General features: G+C 65.7%; 12 protein-coding genes and 1 tRNA gene. 10 read left to right on the top strand and 3 right to left on the bottom strand.

The genetic code is table 11. The features are described 5' to 3' along the window. Position 1: 1 nt before the first annotated feature. From ACOGJC_RS05810 to xsc, 8 genes are all read left to right on the top strand, one after another. Positions 2 to 2,008 carry an ABC transporter substrate-binding protein gene (locus ACOGJC_RS05810; protein ID WP_419847568.1) on the top strand — a complete coding sequence of 669 codons (2,007 nt, stop codon included), beginning with the start codon at positions 2 to 4 and terminating at the stop codon, positions 2,006 to 2,008. Between the two features lie 712 nt (positions 2,009 to 2,720). Next, entirely contained in the window at positions 2,721 to 3,494 is a 774-nt protein-coding gene (locus ACOGJC_RS05805; protein WP_419848199.1) for an ATP-binding cassette domain-containing protein, read from the top strand. After that, positions 3,494 to 4,558, top strand: coding sequence for an ABC transporter permease (locus ACOGJC_RS05800; protein WP_419847567.1), 1,065 nt, complete (start codon positions 3,494 to 3,496; stop codon positions 4,556 to 4,558). The genes ACOGJC_RS05805 and ACOGJC_RS05800 overlap by 1 nt, the downstream gene beginning before the upstream one ends. Further along, the gene (locus ACOGJC_RS05795) at positions 4,555 to 5,493 is read left to right on the top strand and encodes a phosphate acyltransferase (protein WP_419847566.1); all 939 of its coding nucleotides are present in this window, start codon (positions 4,555 to 4,557) and stop codon (positions 5,491 to 5,493) included. Before ACOGJC_RS05800 ends, ACOGJC_RS05795 begins: the two co-directional genes overlap by 4 nt. 81 nt (positions 5,494 to 5,574) lie before the next feature. Beyond that, entirely contained in the window at positions 5,575 to 6,198 is a 624-nt protein-coding gene (locus ACOGJC_RS05790; RefSeq protein WP_419847565.1) for a TetR/AcrR family transcriptional regulator, read from the top strand. Then, positions 6,195 to 7,709, top strand: coding sequence for a 4Fe-4S dicluster domain-containing protein (locus tag ACOGJC_RS05785; RefSeq protein ID WP_419847564.1), 1,515 nt, complete (start codon positions 6,195 to 6,197; stop codon positions 7,707 to 7,709). Before ACOGJC_RS05790 ends, ACOGJC_RS05785 begins: the two co-directional genes overlap by 4 nt. A gap of 11 nt (positions 7,710 to 7,720) precedes the next feature. Next, entirely contained in the window at positions 7,721 to 10,534 is a 2,814-nt protein-coding gene (locus tag ACOGJC_RS05780; RefSeq protein ID WP_419847563.1) for a molybdopterin-dependent oxidoreductase, read from the top strand. 27 nt (positions 10,535 to 10,561) lie between these two features. Beyond that, on the top strand, positions 10,562 to 12,361 hold the full coding sequence (xsc, locus tag ACOGJC_RS05775) for a sulfoacetaldehyde acetyltransferase (RefSeq protein WP_419847562.1): 1,800 nt from the start codon (positions 10,562 to 10,564) through the stop codon (positions 12,359 to 12,361). Positions 12,362 to 12,520: 159 nt separating this feature from the next. Here the strand turns inward: xsc and ACOGJC_RS05770 are convergent, their stop codons facing one another. Further along, positions 12,521 to 13,858, bottom strand: a complete 1,338-nt coding sequence (locus ACOGJC_RS05770) for an NAD(P)/FAD-dependent oxidoreductase (RefSeq protein WP_419847561.1) — start codon at positions 13,856 to 13,858, stop codon at positions 12,521 to 12,523. A 139-nt stretch (positions 13,859 to 13,997) separates the two neighbouring features. On the opposite strand from ACOGJC_RS05770, the gene ACOGJC_RS05765 reads away from it, so the two are divergent. Next, positions 13,998 to 14,072 (top strand) — tRNA-Arg (locus ACOGJC_RS05765). Between the two features lie 227 nt (positions 14,073 to 14,299). Here ACOGJC_RS05765 and ACOGJC_RS05760 read toward each other — a convergent pair. Next, the gene (locus ACOGJC_RS05760; protein ID WP_419847560.1) at positions 14,300 to 14,968 is read right to left on the bottom strand and encodes a hypothetical protein; all 669 of its coding nucleotides are present in this window, start codon (positions 14,966 to 14,968) and stop codon (positions 14,300 to 14,302) included. A gap of 810 nt (positions 14,969 to 15,778) precedes the next feature. On the opposite strand from ACOGJC_RS05760, the gene ACOGJC_RS05755 reads away from it, so the two are divergent. Then, the gene (locus tag ACOGJC_RS05755; RefSeq protein ID WP_419847559.1) at positions 15,779 to 16,003 is read left to right on the top strand and encodes a hypothetical protein; all 225 of its coding nucleotides are present in this window, start codon (positions 15,779 to 15,781) and stop codon (positions 16,001 to 16,003) included. Between the two features lie 650 nt (positions 16,004 to 16,653). Here ACOGJC_RS05755 and ACOGJC_RS05750 read toward each other — a convergent pair. After that, positions 16,654 to 18,948 carry a fibronectin type III domain-containing protein gene (locus tag ACOGJC_RS05750; RefSeq protein ID WP_419847558.1) on the bottom strand — a complete coding sequence of 765 codons (2,295 nt, stop codon included), beginning with the start codon at positions 18,946 to 18,948 and terminating at the stop codon, positions 16,654 to 16,656. Between the last annotated feature and the right edge of the window lie 43 nt (positions 18,949 to 18,991).

Genomic DNA, 18,991 nt, shown 5'->3' with positions numbered 1-18,991 from the left:
TATGAAGCGACTACTGGCATTACTAATGGTGATGGGGTTGATTGTCGCGGCCTGCGGCAACGACGACGCCGACGATGCCGCTCCCGACGACGCCGCGGCCCCCGAGGCCACCGCGGCCCCCGAGGCCCCGGCTGCGCCCGACGAGATGGTGCTCGACGAATTGAACGTGGCCTATTTCCTGGAGTGGCCGACGGCCAACCAGGTGGCCCAGGCCCGCCAGACCTATGACGATGCGCTGGGTTTGACGGTGAATTGGATTCCGTTCGCGTCGGGCGGCGATATGGCCCAGGCGATGGAGGCCGGCGATATCGACATCTCGTATTCGCAGGGTCTGACGCCGTTTGCCAACTTCGTGACCGGCGGTTCTGACCTGCTGTTGGTAGGTGTGGCGGTGAGCTATGCCGATGCCGACAACTGTGTGGCCCATCCCGACTTCGGGATCAACGCAGCCAACGCGGCGGAGACGCTGGCGGGCCAGAGCATCTACACGCCGTTGGGCAACGTGACCCATTTCAAGCTGTTGAAGATGCTCGAGCACCTGGGCGTGGACACCTCCTCGGTGGAGCTGATCCAGTCTGAGGGCGGCCCCGCGGCGGTGGCTGCTTTGGACTCCGGCGAGGTGGCCATGGCGTGCGCCTTCGGCGGCGCGGTGAACCAGATGATCGCCAACGGCGGCAATCTGGTGATGACCGGGTCGGAGCAGGAGGCCATCGGCATCCGCGTGTTCGACATCATCTCCACTACCGGCACGTTCGCGGCTGAGCATCCCGACATCATCACCGGCTTCTTGCAGGTGACCGAGGACGCCAACGTGGCCTACAACGACGACCGAGAGCCGTTCATCGACATCATCGCTGGGGCTGCGGGCATGGACACCGCTCCGACCATCGCCTTGCTGGATGCATTCTCGTTCCCCGAAAGGGACGTGCAGCTTTCTGCGGCATGGCTCGGCGGGACCGTGCAGGAGGTGATGAAGGAGCAGATGGACTTCTTCGTCGCCCAAGGCGAGATCGAATCGGCGCTGCCCAGCTACGACGCCTTCGTCGACACCAGCTTCCTCGAGGCCGTTGAGGGTCGAGCGAAGCCCGATGAGTTGAACGTGGCCTATTTCCTGGAGTGGCCGACGGCCAACCAGGTAGCCCAGGCCGAGCAGACCTATGACGATGCGCTGGGTTTGACGGTGAATTGGATTCCGTTCGCGTCGGGCGGCGATATGGCCCAGGCCATGGAGGCCGGCGATATCGACATCTCCTATTCGCAGGGTCTGACGCCGTTTGCCAACTTCGTGACCGGCGGTTCTGACCTGCTCTTGATCGGTGTGGCGGTGAGCTATGCCGATGCCGACAACTGCGTGGCCAACCCCGACTACGGCATCACCGCGGATAACGCGGCGGAGACCTTGGCGGGCCAGAGCATCTACACGCCGCTGGGCAACGTGACCCATTTCAAGCTGTTGAAGATGCTCGAGCACCTGGGGGTGGACACCGGCTCGGTGGAGCTGATCCAGTCTGAGGGCGGCCCGGCCGCGGTGGCTGCGCTGGACTCGGGCGAGGTGGCCATGGCGTGCGCGTTCGGCGGGGCGGTCAATCAGATGATCGCCAACGGCGGAAATCTGGTGATGACCGGGTCGGAGCAGGAGGCCATTGGCATCCGCGTTTTCGACATCATCTCCACCACCGGAGACTTCGCCGACACCTATCCCAGCTTGTTGACGGGCTTCTTGCAGGTGACTGAGGACGCCAACCGGGCGTACAACGACGACCGGGAGCCGTTCATCGACACCATCGCGGGGGCTGCGGGCATGGAGCGGGCCCCGACGATTGCGCTGTTGGACGCCTTCTCGTTCCCCGAGAAGGATGTGCAGTTGTCGGACGCCTGGCTCGGCGGGACTGTGCAGCAGGTGATGAAGGACCAGATGGACTTCTTCGTCGAACAAGGCGAGATCGCCTCAGCACTGCCCAGCTACGACGCCTTCGTCGACACCAGCTTCCTCGAAGCCGTCAACTGAGCACCGGCAGCGGGGGCGGGCACTCCCCCCTCTGTGCCCGCCCCCGCTGGGCGCTCACTCTGGAACAGCTATGTTCCTTCTGGGTTGATTCTCTACGCCAAAGGCGGACGTTATGGATTCGTTTGTTCAGGGCCTAGCCGATGTATACGACGGCTTCACCTACGTGGTCGCCCGGGGTGCCTACTGGCTCTCGGTGGCACTGCTGGCCGCAGCCGCCTTGGCGGTGGTTGTGATGCTGGTTGACCTGGCCATTACGCCGGCCCGTCGATTCAAGGGGGCCGACCGGGCCGCTCAGCCCCGTGACGGCATCATCCTGATCGGCCAGATCATGGCCGGTGTGGCCATCATCGGGGGCGTGGTGCTGTCGTTCCGCGATACCGCGTCGCCATGGCAGCCGGTGGTCGCTCTGGTGGGCGGGGCGGCGTTGTTGGCCATGCTGCTGCTGTACCGGCGCGCCGACGAGGAAAGGCAGGCCGCAACGGCGTGGTTCGTGTGGCTCGCCTTGGCCATCAGCGCCACCATCGCGGTGCTGCTGGCCTACATGCAGCGCGAGGACTCGTCCATTCCCTACATGATGCTGTTGGTGGCGGCGCTGGTGATCGCCCGGGCGTGGTTCACGCTGGCCCGCCCCGAAGTGCACTTCGATCCGTCCAAGGTGGAGGTCGCCCGGGAGTCCAAAACGGAGAGCCCCCTCGTTGTAGAGGAGCTCGGCATGGTGTACGAGTTGCCCGACGGGGGCAGCGTAGAGGCGCTCAAGGACGTCACCTTCACCCTTGAGCCGGGTCGGCTGCTCACCCTGCTCGGCCCGTCGGGGTGCGGCAAGACCACACTCCTCAACATCGTCGCTGGCTTCTTGGCCCCGACCTCCGGCGACGTCAAGCTGGGCAGCGACCCGATCACCGGCCCCGGCCAGGATCGGGGCATGGTGTTCCAGCGGGGGGCGCTGTTCGAGTGGCTGAGCGTGAACGACAACGTGGGCTTCGGCGCCCGCATGAACGGGCGCTCCCGACCTGCCTCCCGCGAGGCGGTGCAAGACCTGCTTCAGATCGTGGGGCTTCAGGACTTCGGCGACAAGGCCGTGTACGAGCTCTCCGGCGGAATGCAGCAGCGGGTGGCGCTGGCCCGGTGCCTGGCCAACGATCCCAAGATCATCTTGATGGACGAGCCCCTGGGCGCGCTCGACGCCCTGACCCGGGAGAAGATGCAGAGCCTGGTGCTCAACCTATGGAACGAGACGGGCAAGACCATCGTGCTGGTCACCCACAGCGTGGAGGAGGCGCTGTACCTGGGTGACCAGCTCTTTGTGATGGCGCCGCGGCCCGGCCGCATCGAACGGACCTACAGCCTCCCCTTCGCCCAGGAAGCGCTGACCGCCGACGCTCGCGAGCTCAAGACATCCCAGCAGTTCATCGACACCCGGGAGGAGATCCTCACGATGATCTGGGAGATGGAAGAACAGATCATGGGAACGGGAGGAGGTGCCTGATGGTAGAAGGACCAGGCGGGCACGCCGTGAAAGAGAACATCGAGCAGCAGAATCGCACGGCCAACTGGCCCTTCAACTGGCTGTTCCGAGGCAAGACCGGCCAGAGCACCCGCAAGACGGTGACCTTCGGCGACGCGGCCGAGGTGAGTGGTGCGCTGCGGTGGACCATCTTCAGCCTGATCGTGATCTTGGCGCTGTGGTTCATATCCACCCGGGTCTGGGGACTGCCCCAGGCCTGGTACGACTACTCCGACGAGGTCAAGGCCGGGCTGGCGGAGAACGAGAGCTACGGCCAGCGTGACCTGCTGCGCGACTGCGACCGAGCGGCCGACAACCCCGAGGACTTCCCCGGGCTGCCGGCGTGCTCGTACACCCAGTGGCTCAGCGAGTCGGTGCTTCCCAGCCCCGGCCAGGTGTGGGACGCCACCTGGGACTTCGCCCGCAACGGCTACAGCGGTTTCACGCTGTGGCAGCACCTGTGGCTGAGCTTCAGCCGCTTGGCCAAGGGCTTGTTCTGGGGGGTGGCCATCGGGGTGCCCATCGGCCTGGCCATGGGTTTGTCCAGCCGCTGGCGGGGCATCTTCGATCCCATCGTCGAGCTGCTGCGGCCCATCCCGCCGCTGGCGCTGATCCCCCTGTTCATCGTGTGGTTCGGCATCGGCGAGGAGGGCAAGGTGAACCTGCTGCTGTTCGCAGCGGTCTGGATCATGATCATCGCGGCCCGCTCTGGAGTTCTGGCGGTCAACACCACCAAGGTGCATGCCGCCTACTCGCTGGGGGCGTCCAAAGCCCAAGTACTGCGCCATGTGATCTTGCCCAACGCGCTGCCGGAGATCTTCACCGGGCTGCGAGTGGCCATCGGGGTGTGCTGGGGCACACTGGTAGCCGCCGAGCTGTTGGGAGCGAGCTCCGGCCTCGGCTTCACCATCTTCAAGGCGCGCCAGTTCTTCCTGCTCGATCTGATGTTGTCGGCCGTGATACTCATCAGCATCCTCGGAGTCACCATGGACGTCGCCATGCGCATGGCCGAGAAGCGCCTCATCCCCTGGCGGGGCAAGGGTTGACAAACTCGGAGCCAGCCGCGGGCCGCATCCCGATCACCGAGTTGTGGCGGGCCCAGGCGCGGGCCGCGCCCATGCGGGTGGTGTTGGCCGACGGCGATGACCAGCGAGCCAGGGACGCGGCCCAGTGTCTCGATCAAGAGGGCCTGGCTGAGCCTGTGCTGCTCGACGATCCTTCGGGCTCCTGCTCGCTGGCGGTGAAGACCAAAGCCGAGGCCTCGCCCTGGAGCAAGCGCATCGATCTAGCCGACCCGCTCCACGTGGCCGCCCTTATGGTGGCGGCTGGAGAGGCCGACGCCTGCGTGGGCGGCGCAAACCGGCCGACCGCCGATGTGGTGCGAGCCGCCCTCTACTGCATCGGTCCGGCACTGGGTGTCGAAACCATCAGCAGCTGCTTTCTGCTGGTGCTGTCCGACGGGACCCCCATCACCTATGGGGATTGCGGCGTGGTTCCCGAGCCCGACCGAGACCAGCTTGCCTCTATCGCGATTTCCACGGCGGCCACCCATGAACAGCTGGTGGGGGAGACGGCGCGGGTGGCCATGCTGTCGTACTCCACCAAGGGCAGTGCCGGCGGTTCCCGGGTAGAGCGAGTCCGCTCGGCCACCGAGAAGGTGCGCGAGATGATGCCGTCGCTGGCCGTCGACGGGGAGTTGCAGTTCGACGCGGCCTGGGATCGGGAGGTGGCGGCCACTAAGGCTCCTGTTTCCGATGTCGCCGGTCGAGCCAACGTATTCGTATTCCCCGATCTCGACTCGGGCAACATCGCCTACAAGATCACCGAGCGGCTGGCAGGAGCACGGGCGTACGGTCCGCTGCTCCAGGGCACCGCTCGGGTGATCCACGACCTGTCCCGAGGGTGCCAGGCCGATGACATCGTCACCGTGGCCGTGATTGCCGCGTACCAGGCAGCTCGCCGAGGCCACGATGTCAGTTAGCTCTAACATTTTTGCTATAGCTGCTAACTTGCCCGTTATCGGCATTTTTGCAGCTGAAACGAAGACAAAAGGCAGGGACGAATGACTCGTCGAAACGACGACCAAGCATCGGCGCGCAGCCCGCTGGACAGCGCCAAGGTGATCGCTACGGCGGCCAGGATCGCCGACGCAGAGGGGCTAGATCGGCTGACCCTTACTCGGGTTGCCGATGAGCTCGGCGTGCGCCAGCCAGCCCTGTATCGCCACATCGGCGGCTATGACGACCTCCTGCGCAGCCTCAGCTTGCGGGGCCGGGAAATCCTGGCCCAGAGGCTGGCCGACGCCGCGGTCGGTCTGTCGGGCGACGATTCGGTAGCCGCCGTAGGACACGCCTGGCGGCAGATGGTTCGAGACCATCCCGGGATCTATGCCGCAACCGACCGCTACCCGTGCGCCGGAGACCAAGAGCTTGAAGCCGCCGTGGAATGGGTACTCGCCGTATTGGGCCAGACGTTGCGGGGCTACGACCTCAGTGATGAGGACCGGGTGCACGCGGCCCGGGCCTTGCGCAGCGCATTTCACGGCTTCAGCCATCTTGAGTCGGGCGACGGCCATCCCCTGCCCCATGATCCCGAGGACACCTTTGAGCACTTGGTGGAACTGCTGTGTGCGGGAATCCACCGACTCTCCCGCAAGTCCGAGATGAGCGCTGAGGGAGCCGTGTGACCCGACTCGGGTTTCTTCTCGACAGCCAGAGCTGTATCGGGTGCCACGCCTGCACGGTGGCGTGCAAGGCCGAGCACGATGTGCCCCTCGGGGTGAACCGAACCTGGGTGAAGTACATCGAGACCGGCACGTTCCCCGACGTCGACCGGCACTTCTCGGTGATGCGCTGCAACCACTGCGACGACGCTCCGTGCATCTCTATCTGCCCTACCAACGCCTTGTTCCGGGCCGACAACGGGGTGGTCGACTTCGACGACGGCAACTGCATCGGCTGTAAGGGATGTATGAACGCCTGCCCCTACGACGCCATCTACATCAATCCGGTCACCAATACGGCCAACAAGTGCAACTTCTGCAACCACCGCATCGACCAGGGCCTTGAGCCGAGTTGCGTGGTGGTGTGTCCCACCCACGCCATCAAGGTGGTCGACCTCGACGACCCTGCCGATGAGACCACCCAGATCATCGCTCGGAGCGAGACCGCGGTGCGCTCTCCCGAGCAGAACACGCTGCCCAAGGTGCACTATCGGGGTGCCCACCAGGCGGCGCTCGATCCGCTGAGCACCGCCATTGCCGATGACGGGATGATCTGGGCCGACACCACCGCCTCGCATCCGACCGCGGAACCCGCCAGCGATGGGGTAATGGCCCGCACCACCTACACCACGGCCCACCAGATGACCTGGAAGGCGAAGGTTTCGAGCTACTTGGTCACCAAGGCGGTGGCTGCGGGGATGATGGCAATGGCGGCGCTGCTGGTGCTGCTCGGCCACGGCGGCGAGCAGGTCACGGTGGGAGTGGTGCCGCCGGTGGTGGCCGGCGTGTTCTTGGCGGCCACCGGGGTGCTGCTGGTGTGGGACCTTCGCCAACCCACCCGCTTCTATTACCTGATTACTCGGGCCAATCCCCGCTCGTGGCTGGTGAAAGGCGCCGCGGTTCTCGGGGCGTTTGCCGCGGTGTGCGCGGCGTGGTTCGTCGCCGGTGTGGTTGGCTCCATCGGATCGTTGCAGGTGCTGGCCGCGCCCGCCGCGTTGCTGGGGGCGGCCACCGCGGGCTATACCGCCTTCTTGTTCGCCCAGTGCGAGGGCCGCGACTTGTGGCAAACGCCCTTGGTTCTGCCCACGCTTTTGGCCCAAGCGGTCACGGCGGGTGGGGCTGGCTACGCGGTGATGGAGCTTGCCGTCGAGGGCCCCGACCGCGAAGTGGCCCAGTGGGTGTTGCTGGCGGGGGTGTTGGCCACGGCGGCGCTCATTGGGGCTGAGATCTTGTCGCGAGGAACAGCCCACGTGGAGGCGGCGGTGGCCGCTATGACCCGGGGTCGATATGCCCGCCAGTTCTGGGCTGGGGGAGTGGGGTTGGGATTGGCCGTTCCGGCAGTGTTGGTCGCGGTGGCCCTGGCCGCTGATTCTGGGCCTGTGCTGGCCGCGGTAGCTGGGATCTGCGCGGTAGCGGGCATGTGGTTCTACGAAGACAGCTTCGTGCGGGCGGGACAATCCGTCCCGCTGTCATAGGGGACGGCCCGGTGAGCGAGCTGCACAGCTACCCCCCGCACGACACCTGGCACGACGCGGTGTCGCTGGACGCCAAAGCCTGGCCCCGCCGGGTGGAGCGCCGTCACACCTTGGTGCCCACCACTTGCTTTAACTGCGAGGCCGCCTGCGGTCTGGTGTGCCATGTGAACCACGCCACCGGACGCATCGACCGCATCGAGGGCAATCCGTTGCACCCGGCCAGCCGGGGCCGCAACTGCGCCAAGGGCCCGGCCACGCTCAATCAGATCGACGACCACGAGCGCATCTTGCATCCGCTGCGACGGGCAGGGGAGCGGGGATCGGGCCAGTGGGAGCGGGTGAGCTGGGACGAGGCGCTCGACGACATCGGCAGCCGTATCCGCGCGGCCATCGCCGAGGGTCGCCACGACGAGGTCATGTACCACGTGGGCCGCCCTGGTGAGGACGGCTTCGCCGAGCGGGTGCTTCAGTGCTGGGGGATAGACGGCCACAACAGCCACACCAACGTGTGCAGCTCCAACGCCCGAATCGGCTACCAGAGTTGGATGGGACATGACCGCCCGTCGGCAGACTTCGCCAACGCCGAGGTGATCTTCCTCATCTCGTCGCACCTGGAATCAGGCCACTACTTCAATCCCCACGCCCAGCGAATCGTCGAAGCCCAGTCTCAGGGGGCCACCGTGATCTGCGTTGATCCCCGGCTTTCCAATACCGGCTCAAAGGCCGACTACTGGTTGCCGGCCTGGCCTGGCACCGAACCCGTCTTGTTGTTGGCCATCGCCCGGCTGCTGGTGCTCAACGGCGCCTGGGAACGCGACTTTGTGCGGCGCTGGACCAACTGGGAGGTCTACCTGCGCGAGCGCCACCCGCACCGGCCGAGGGAGTTCGACTCGGTGGGCCCCGCCTTGCTCGACGACTACGCGACCTACACCCCCGAGGAGGCCGAGCGGGTGTGCGGAGTGCCCGCGGCCCAGATCATCGAGATCGCTCAGATCATCGGCGCCCACCCCACCAAGTTCGCGTCCCACAACTGGCGGGCCGCCGGGGCCGGCAACCTGGGCGGCTGGCAGACGGCCCGCTGCCTGTTCTTCCTCAACGTGTTGACCGGTTCGGTGGGCACCGTCGGGGGCACTACCGGCAATGGGTGGAACAAGTACAAGGCACCCCACCCGCCGGGAGCGCCGCCCTTCGAGCAGTGGAACGAGCTGAGCTGGCCCCAGGAGTACCCGCTGGCCCACCACGAGATGTCGATTTTGCTGCCGCACTTCCTGGCCGAGGGCCGGGGCCGCCTCGAGGTGTACTTCAGCCGGGTGTACAACCCGGTGTGGACCAACCCTGACGGCTTCAGCTGGCTAGAGGCCCTCAAGGACCCCGAAAGGGTTGCCTGCCATGTGGCCCTCACTCCCACCTGGTCGGAAACCGCCGCGTTTGCCGACTACGTGCTGCCCATGGGAGTGGGGGCCGAGCGCCACGATGTCGCCAGCTTCGAGACCCACGCCGGGCGCTGGATCGGCTTTCGCCAGCCGGTGCTGCGCCGCTACGCCGAGATTCGGGGGGAGGCGGTGACCGGCGAGTCGCGCACCCACGAGTTCAACCCCGGCGAGGTGTGGGAGGAGAACGAGTTCTGGATCGACCTGTCGTGGCGCATCGACCCCGACGGTGCTATGGGCATCCGCCGGTGGTTCGAAAGCCCACAGCAACCGGGCACGCCCATGAGCGTGGACGAGTACTACGAGTGCATGTTTTCCGGCGTTCCCGGCTTGGCTGACGATGCCGAAGCCGCCGGTCAGACCGCGCTGGAGTTCATGCGCGACCGGGGCGCCTACGCCCTTGACGGCGACATGTACCTGCCTTATGAACGCCAGGTCGACCCAGCCGAGCTGGGGGACTGCCTCCTCGACGACAGCGGCGTCTATCGCCGCACCGGCACCCCGGGCACGTGGTCGGGCGCTGCGGAAGAGCTGGCCGAATTGCAGCTGGCCGGCCTGGGGGACGGGTCGCCAGCTGTGCAGGTGGACGGCACGCCCAGGGAGGGGTTCCCGACTCCCTCGCGCAAGTTGGAGCTGTACTCGGAGACGCTGGCCGACTGGGGCTGGCCTGAATTCGCCACACCGACTTGGATTCCGTCGCATGTGCACTGGGAGAACCTCGACCTGGCTAGCGACGAGCGCATCCTTCTGCCGACGTTCCGGATTCCCACGCTGATCCACACCCGCTCGGCCAACAGCAAATGGCTGTCGGAGCTCAGCCACCGCCACCCGCTGTGGATCCACCCCTCCGACGCCGAGGCTCTCGGCATCGAGGTGAACGGCCTGGTTCGGATCACCACCCGCATCGGCCACTTCGTGATCGGCGCGTGGCGAACCGAGGGCATCCGCCCCGGTGTGGTGGCCGCATCGCATCACATGGGCCGCTGGCGTCTCGATGCTGAAAGCGGCGGGTCGTGGGCCGGCGGCGACGTCGAGATCATCAACGACGGCACCCAGTGGCAGCTCAGCCGCAAGGGCCGCCCTGAACGCCATGCCAGCGCCGACGACGACACCGAGCGAATCTGGTGGAGCGATACCGGCGTTCACCAGAACTTGACCTTTTGCGTGCAACCCGATCCGGTGTCGGGCATGCAGTGCTGGCATCAGAGGGTGAGGGTGGCGCCCGCTCAGCCTGGCGACTCCCATGGCGACGTGGTGGTGGACACCGCCGAATCCAAAAAGGCCTACCGAGAGTGGCTGGCCATGACCCGTCCCGCCCCCGGTCCAAACGGTCTGCGCCGGCCCCTGTGGTACTCCCGTCCCCTCAAGCCCAACCCTTCGGCCTATGCGCTCTGATTACCTCTTTACGCGGATTCCAATTCAATGGAAGATTCTCCTACACGAAAGGACAATGGCATGACCCGTATGACCCCCAGCGAAGCGTTCGTGGAGACCATGGTCGCCCACGGCGTCGACACCATCTTCGGCATCATGGGCAGTGCGTTCATGGATGCCATGGACATCTTCGAACCGGCCGGCATCGAGCTGGTGCCAGTGGTGCACGAGCAGGGCGCGGCCCACATGGCCGACGGCTTCAGCCGGGTCAGCGGCCGCCACGGGGTGGTGATCGGCCAAAACGGGCCGGGCATCTCCAACTGCGTGACCGCCATAGCCGCCGCCTACTGGGCCCACAGCCCAGTGGTGGTCGTGACCCCCGAGACGGGAACCATGGGCATCGGGCTGGGCGGTTTTCAAGAGGCCAATCAGCTCCCGATGTTCGAGGAGTTCACCAAGTACCAGGGCCACGTCAACAACGAGCACCGCATGGCCGAGCTGACCGGCCGCTGCTTCGATCGGGCCCTCTCAGAGATGGGGCCGACGCAGCTCAACATCCCCCGCGACCGCTTCTACGGCGACATTGACGTGGAGATCCCGGCGCCGCAGCGCCTGGATCGGGGTCCGGGCGGTGAGCGCACCCTCAACGAGGCCGCCGAGCTGCTGGCCGGAGCCTCGTTCCCGGTGATGGTGGCCGGCGGCGGGGTGGTGATGGGCGACGCTGTGGCCGAGACCGTGGCGCTGGCCGAGCGACTGGGCTGCCCGGTGGTCAACAGCTACCTCCACAACGACTCTTTCCCGGCATCGCATCCCCTGTGGTGCGGGCCTCTGGGCTATCAGGGCTCCAAGGCGGCCATGCGCCTGATCTCGCGGGCCGACGTGGTGCTGGCCCTGGGCACCCGGCTCGGTCCGTTCGGCACTCTGCCCCAGCACGACATGGACTACTGGCCCAATGAGGCCAAGGTCATCCAGGTGGACGCCGACAACAAGATGCTCGGGCTGGTCAAGCGCATCGACGTGGGCATCTGCGGCGACGCCGGGGCGGCGGCCACGGCGCTTCTTCAGCGCCTGGAGGGCCGGGAGCTGGCGTGCGATGCCACCCGGGTCCAGCGGGCGGCGGAGATTGCCGACGACAAGGCCGATTGGGAGGCCGAGCTGGACGACTGGATCCACGAGACCGACGACTTCAGCGTCGACATGATCAAGCAGGCCACCGAGGAGCACTACAACTGGATGCATCCCCGCCAAGTGCTGCGCGAGCTGGAGGCGGCCATGCCCGAGCGGGTGATGGTGTCCACCGACATCGGCAACATCAACTCGGTGGCCAACAGCTACCTGCGCTTCGAGGAGCCCCGGTCGTTCTTCGCCGCCATGAGCTGGGGCAACTGCGGCTATGCGCTGCCCACCATCATCGGGGCCAAGAAGGCCGCACCGGACCGGCCCGCGGTGGCTTACGCCGGCGATGGGGCGTGGGCCATGAGCATGGTGGAGACCATGACCGCGGTGCGCCACAACATCCCGGTGACCGCGGTGGTGTTCCACAACCGCCAGTGGGGCGCGGAGAAGAAGAATCAGGTGGACTTCTACGGCCGCCGGTTCGTGGCCGGCGAGCTCGACGGCGGTGAGGACTGGTCGGAGGTGGCCCGGGCCATGGGCGCCGACGGCGTGCGGGTGAACGAGCTCGAAGAGGTGGGCCCTGCGCTGACCAAGGCCATCGACGCCCAGATGAACGGAGGCCGCACCACCGTCATCGAGGCCATGTGCACCATGGAGCTGGGTGACCCCTTCCGCAAAGACGCCCTCAAGCGCCCCACCCGCCACCTGGACAAGTACGAGGACTACGTCTAAAGGCAGGGTAGAAGGCCCAGCATCGATGGGGTAGGGTGGACTCGGCCCGATCCCGGTCCGGTGCCGAGTACGAGGTTGAAGGACCGGACCGGGTGGGCCGAGCCACCCTTCCGGTCAGGCTATTGTGCTTGACCTAGTTTCAGTTACTTTTAGATCTTTTCAGGCAAACACGCTCATCGAGGTGTTGGCCGGATCGCGGTTTCGGCTGAAGAAGCCGACCTCAATGGGGAGGCCGGTGTAGCGGCCCTCGATGACCAGCGGATCTCGGTCGTGGTCGAGGCCGCCTTCCACCGCGGTGATCAATTCGGCCATCACACACCCGGCGATGCCGGTGTTCTTGAACTGGTTGCCGCTGGTGCCGATGGCCACGTAGAACCCGTCGAGCTCGGTGCGGTCGTAGACGGGAATCCAGTCGTCGCTCACGTCGTAGAGGTCGGCCACGCCCTTCTTCTGGTGGGGGACTCCCAGTTCAGGCATGCGCCGGCTGGCGCGCAGCACCTGGGCCTCCCATTGGCCTTCGCTGACCGTCTCGTCAAAGTGATCGGGATCGGCCCAGTCGGGCTCGTCGCAAGCTGGATCCGCGCTTCCGATCAGGATGTTGTTGCCCACTTCGGGCCGAAAGTAGATCCCGGTGTCGTGATCGGCGGTCACATGGCCCTCCGACTCGTAGTCGAACCCTTCTGGTGAGGGCACGATATGTACTTCATGGCGCATGGCCCGGGTCTTGATCTTCATAGAGTCGTAAACCCCGGCCATCTGGTTGATCACATTGGAATGGGGTCCGGCGACGTTGACGACCACCGGTGCATGGACCTCGGTGCCGTCGTCCAGTTCCACACCGGCGGCCCGGCCACCTGAGCGCAGGATGTCGGTGACCTGTGAGTTGAACCGGAAGTGGGCACCTTCGACCTCCGCTGCCCTCTGGAGGTTGTGGGCGCAGAGCTGCGGGTCGTTCACATATCCAGCTGACGGCGAGTAGATCGCCCCAATGAGCTTTCCGGCCGGTTCATCCCAGAATGCTTCGTCTGAAGGGCGCTTCGGGGGGCCGAAGCTGCCGTGATCGAAGATCGGAAGACGCTGGGCGAGGTCTTGGAGGGACCAGTCCTCGAAGGGAATGTCGAGCTCCTGCCACAGGGCACGCACCCGCTGCGGGTGATCGGAGTCGTCGGTCAAAAGCATCAGCTTTCCGCATTGGCGGAATTCAATCAGTCCGCTCTCGTCGTCGACGCCGATGTACTCGGGCCAATTGAGCCAGTAGTGCAGGCCCTCCCACGCCAAGACAACCCCCGGCTTCGTCGAGTAGCTGAACCGAACAATCGCGCTCGAGTTGAGCGTCGACCCCGATCCCGCCGCCGCATTCTTGTCCACGCACACCACCCGCCACCCCCGCCGCGACAACTCCAGGGTCGTAGCCGCCCCAATAGCCCCAGCCCCGATAACCACCGCGTCAAAGACATCGCTACCGCCCCGCAAAGCAGGAGAACGTGCCTGGTTCATTGACTGTCAACTCTATGTAAGGATTTGCTAACCGACATTGCGTGAATCCTGCAGACTGCTGAAGCGAACGCCCCTTATCCTCCTAGTCAACCTAGAATTCGTCACTCAGCGGATTGTGGGCAGTAATGCCTCTACACCCGCCCACGTAGCTCAGTCGGGACAGAGCAGGGACCTCCTAAGTCCAAGGTCGCAGGTTCGAATCCTGCCGTGGGCGCTTCCTGATGTTCTCGGGGGTTCCCGGCTGCCCCTGTTCGTTCCTGAAGTCCCAGCGCAGCAAGGGTTTTGTCATTTCGGAATAGTACACTGTTCCTGTAATTTGCCGCACGATCCCTCCAAAAGTGTGGGACAGATTGTGGGACCGATTGGAGATCAGGATGGGGCAACTCACCGCCACGAAAGTTAAAGCAGCCGGGCCGGGGAAATATCACGACGGGCGGGCCATCAGATCCCGGCCATTTCGGCCGTCGCCGAGGCTTCGACTGTGCGCCGGACGGCGGGCTGGTCCCTCTCGGGCTGTGCGCCCGCCATCGCCTCCACGGCCATCCTCGACGCTTCTGCACATGCTGTCGGCGGTACCCGCATCAGCTCCAGGCGACGGGCTATCGCCTCGCGCGCCTCGCCCTTGGCGGCCATAGCGAGCGCTACCCGCCCGGCCCGGTCGGCGGCCTGCTCGTCCCACACCGCCACCGCGGCCTGGGCGTCTCGGCTGTGGGACTTCCGCAGCTCGTGGGGCAGGCGGATCAGCTGCTGGCGAGACAGCACCGGCACCGCCCGGCGCACCGCCCACAGGCCATGGCCAGCGCTGGCCAGCCGGAACTTCTCCAGCCGATACAAGGCCCGCAAAGCGCCCTTGCCGCGATGCGTGCTCACCCCGAGCTGAACGCACGCGTCGGCCAGGCGCATCTCGAACCCGTCGGGGTGCTTGTCGAACTGGTCGGCCACCAGGCGCAGCAACAGCACCTGCGTCGGACCCAAGACACTTGTCCAGTACTTCTCCACATAAGGCGTCCGCAACGGCACTCCCGCCGCCTCGGTGTCCGGATCATTCCACGGTTCCACCCACACCGTCGGCGGCCACCGCTCGATACCAAGACCAAGCTCAGCGCTCACGACAACCACCCCCGGGTCCCCCCATGGGGGACGGTGGCCTGTTTCGGCGGAATCACGACCGCACTATCGACTACCTGACCGGTCGCAACCGGTCGCAACCGATCCGAGGACCGGCACCCAGCCGCCATCGATGATGCACGAGAAGCTGCAGTTCCTCGACCTAAAAGTCGCAGGGACGACGGCCCTTCAACCCTTGGGATCCCCGATCCGCCGTGGTGTCACATCTCGGCTGCACGGTGCCGCCGGGTCGGAGCCTGATCCCAGTTCAGCCCCTCGGCGCTTACAAGCAGCGAATGGACGAGAAGGGAGGGTTGCGCTCCTAAAGGCGCGCTCGATCTCGATGCGGTTGCCGGCCCTGTCGCCGCGATACCTCAACCATGCTTGTCAACACCGCCTAGACGCTCCCAGACCCCCCGAGGCCCTCGGCGTTCATTTGGCAGCCAATGGCGTGCCGATCGCTCTGTTGGGCCGAGCGTTCAACCGACAAGAGCTAGACGACAGGTGCTACCGTCCCCTTGCCATGGTCGCCTACCGCTCGACAGTCGTCCACAGATGGTCGCTGACGATTCCCCAGACTGCCTCCATTTTGGTTACTTCAGTCTGGTTCGCCCATTCGATGTCATCCGGCCATCTGCTTATCGACCTCACAGGCCTCTGAGTCGGTATCTTCTCCATGCATATGATCTTCCCGCTGTGGCACGGCTGCCGCCTTGCTTGCAATGAGCACAAAGCGCGCACCGGCTGTGTCGTGGTCGTCTCGGCCATCGCCGTCGCCGCAGCAGCCAAGCTCCTAGTTGCCCTGGCTGCGTAATGACCGGTATGGCTATAGCCGCCGCTTCAATGCTTGCCGCGGCCGCGGTGATCGAGTTGGCCCGCCGTTACGCCCGCGCAGTCACCCAAGCCAGAGCGAACGCCCGTCGACGCCTAGCGACCACGCCGCTCAACGTCCGTGACGAGACCGCCGCCATGAACCCCCGCAACGCCGGCGGATGGTGGCGCAGACCGTCATGGCGGGAGCTGTGGAAGGAGCTGTAACCCTTTCGGCTGTCACCCGCCCATCCCGCCCGTTTCCGATTAGGGCCGCCAATGTGAATGGGACTTGACCACGAATGGCCCCGATCCATTGTCGGCCAAGCAAGGCCAGCCGCTGTTGGTCTCCCGATTACGGCTCTCGCAATCGTGCCGGTCAGCGGACACATCCTCCTTGCTGGCGACCTGCACTCCGCTCCCGCGAGCCCTGGGCCGCTGGGCGAACCTCACCAGTCCCGCCGAGGGGACGCGGCCCGACGCCGCGCTGGAGGGTGAGGCGGCGGGGGCGGCCGGGGCCAGACCGGGGGGTCCAACGCGGGCCAGCCACCCCCGCCAGCGGAGGCTGGAGCAGTCCTTCTACCAGGGCGGCCCCCGCCGCCCCCGCCAGCGGGGAATCTATTGGATGATGCCTGGATTTTCCAATGAGACGGACATTGTTCACAGGTTTTCCATATGAATAGGAATATGTCTCTGTGTGTGGCCGGGGGGCATGCGGTAGCCGACGCGGGGCTCGGTGTCAGCGGCATCAAAAAACCCTCCCGAATCCGGGGCGGTCTGAGCAGCACCGGGGCTGGCGTCGGGGGATTCTGCGGCGTCGTCGTAGTCTTCCAAATGGCGCTCCTGATCCCAATGGCAACCGGCGAGCAGGTTTGCGTTTACTCCTGGGGCAGGGTGATGGTGTTGCTGAGGCGGTCGCTTTTGCCGTGTTGGTTCTGGGCGCGCACCCACACGTTGTAGGTGGTGCCGGGTTTCAGGTTCTTGAAGGTGACCTTGGTCTTTTTGGCTTTGGGGTCTTTGGTTTTGCCGCTGCCCTTCTTTCCGCCCTCGGGCTTGAGGTGGACGATGTAGCGCTTGGGCGCGCCGCCGACCTCGGGGGGCTGCCAGCTCACCGTCACGGTGTTGGAGGTGGCGGTGAGCGCCAACGCCGTCACCGGGCCGGGAACCTCGCCCGACGCCTGCGGCTGCCTCTTTTGCTTCTGCTGTTTCTGCTGGTCGGCGTCCGCGCCCACCTGCTGGTTGGATCCGGGGCCGACGTTGTTGAGCGTCGGGTAGTCGCTGGAGGTGCCGAAGTCCCACGGGTCGTCCGCTGAGCCGTCGCTATCGAGGTCCACGTTCCAGTTGGCGTAGATGCCGGTGTAGTCCGTCGGCGCCTGCAACTCGGCCGAGCTGAAGCCGCTGCCCTTCGAGTAGCTGTGCCAACCGGACGAATCGCCCGCGTCCCAGTAGCTCTCATGCACTCGCGACGCGCCCGCCGTGCGCCCCACCATCGGATGGTTGACGCCTCCCGACACGGTGTTCGACACGTAGCTCGCGGTGATCGACCCGCTGTTGTGGCCTACCAGCCCGCCGGCAAAGGACTTTGAATACACACCCAGCTGCACGCGGTCGTTGATACCGGAGTGGGCGGTGCCGGTGGCGTAGGAGGCGGTGATCGCGCCCGCGTTGATCCCGACCAGCCCTCCGACCCGGTTGCCGGGGCCACCGTTCCAGGGGTCCATATCGGCCGACACGTCGGCTGAGGCGAAGCTGGCCGCTATCACGCTCGAGGAGTGCGCCTGGCCGACCAGCCCGCCGACCACCGCGGGAAGGTCCTTGTTCAATCCGGTGCTTTGGGTGATGGTGTTCGACACCGTCCCGGTCACCCAGCTTCCCCGGATCGTGCCCGCGCTCACCCCCACCAGTCCGCCGACGCGGCCCTCGACACAGAGGTCGCCCGCCAGAGGATGTGGGGTATACATGCACGGGAAGGTGCGGGTCACGCTGACGTCGGCGAGCCCGACGTTGCGGATCACCCCGCCGCGGGCCAACTCCTCGAACAGGCCCAGATGGATCGACCGCTGCTCGATATAGCGGCCCGACCCGTCCACCCGGTAATAGCCGGTGGCCGGCGACACGGTGACGTCGTCGGAGTTGATGAACAGGTTGCTGATGGTGTGCCCGTTGCCCTCGAACACGCCGCTGAAATGATCGGTGTCCGCCCCGATCGGCACCCACCCGTGGCCGCTGTTCCAAAAGTCGTCGCCCTCGTCGGCATCGCCGCTGGCGTTGGTGTCGAAGTCCAGGTCGCCGGCCAGCTCATAGCCCACACAGCCCGACGACGGACAGCCCATCTGGGCCAGCGCGTTCGGGAACCCGACATGCAGCGGCCCGCCGTGATCGCTGTAGCCGTCGCCGTCGGCGTCCCACCGCACCGCCTCGAGCTGCGCCAAAGTCGACACCTCGACCAGGCCGTCGTCGTCGGTGTCGTAGTCCACCGTCCCGATCGGCGTCACCTCGGCCGGGGCGACCAGCGGCGTGTCGGGCGACTTCCACACCAACTCAAGCTTGTACCTGGTGCGCGCGATCTTGCCGCTGTCGCGCGTCCAGCTTCCATACTTGGTGGGTCCGCCGTTGCGGCGATCGTACTCGGCCTGCGACTTGCCATACCGCATGAACCACTGATTCACCCCGATCTCCAACGTCGTCACCCCCGGACTCATCTTCACGCTCGCCGAAAACTTCTTTCCGATGTTGTTTCCTGACGAGCTGCTGCCCACCATCGCGTAGGCGAAGCCGGGCCAGGTATGGGCAAACGTACCCGGGTATGAGGTCCTGAAGATCGGGTCGAACCTCACCTCCGACACGCTGTCGGCCACATGCACCACATAGCTGTGCCGATCCGGGCTGAACTCCGGATAAAACGTGATGTCCGACGACGTCGCCACGCTCTCGATCTGCAAATGATCCGGGCACATCACAAACTTGACCACCCCGGCCTCCGCCGTCGCCGCCCGGCCCGCATCGGGCACACACGGCGGCAACAACAACTCATTGCCCACGAACACCCCCTGCGGCTCCTCGCCCTCAACATAGGTCCAAGTCGCAGAAAAACGATCCTCCGCCGACACCCCGGAAGCCAACACCGCCCCCAAGACCGCCAACACCGCCCCCAACGACACCACCGCCCGCATACAGTGACTCATCCGCAAAAGCCGCATATGACCACCCCCATCA

This window comes from Candidatus Poriferisocius sp. (genome assembly GCF_965204015.1).
GTDB lineage: Bacteria > Actinomycetota > Acidimicrobiia > Acidimicrobiales > Bin134 > Poriferisocius.
Note: the sequence above shows the minus strand (reverse complement) of the source record. Positions and strands in the feature narration are given on the sequence as shown.

Excerpts from the sequence above, each read along its gene's own strand:
- ACOGJC_RS05810 (WP_419847568.1), top strand. The coding sequence starts at position 2 with ATGAAGCGACTACTGGCATTACTAATGGTGATGGGGTTGATTGTCGCG.
- ACOGJC_RS05805 (WP_419848199.1), top strand. The coding sequence starts at position 2,721 with ATGGTGTACGAGTTGCCCGACGGGGGCAGCGTAGAGGCGCTCAAGGAC.
- ACOGJC_RS05800 (WP_419847567.1), top strand. The coding sequence starts at position 3,494 with ATGGTAGAAGGACCAGGCGGGCACGCCGTGAAAGAGAACATCGAGCAG.
- ACOGJC_RS05790 (WP_419847565.1), top strand. The coding sequence starts at position 5,575 with ATGACTCGTCGAAACGACGACCAAGCATCGGCGCGCAGCCCGCTGGAC.
- xsc (WP_419847562.1), top strand. The coding sequence starts at position 10,562 with ATGGAAGATTCTCCTACACGAAAGGACAATGGCATGACCCGTATGACC.
- ACOGJC_RS05770 (WP_419847561.1), bottom strand. The coding sequence starts at position 13,858 with ATGAACCAGGCACGTTCTCCTGCTTTGCGGGGCGGTAGCGATGTCTTT.
- ACOGJC_RS05755 (WP_419847559.1), top strand. The coding sequence starts at position 15,779 with ATGACCGGTATGGCTATAGCCGCCGCTTCAATGCTTGCCGCGGCCGCG.
- ACOGJC_RS05750 (WP_419847558.1), bottom strand. The coding sequence starts at position 18,948 with ATGCGGGCGGTGGTGTCGTTGGGGGCGGTGTTGGCGGTCTTGGGGGCG.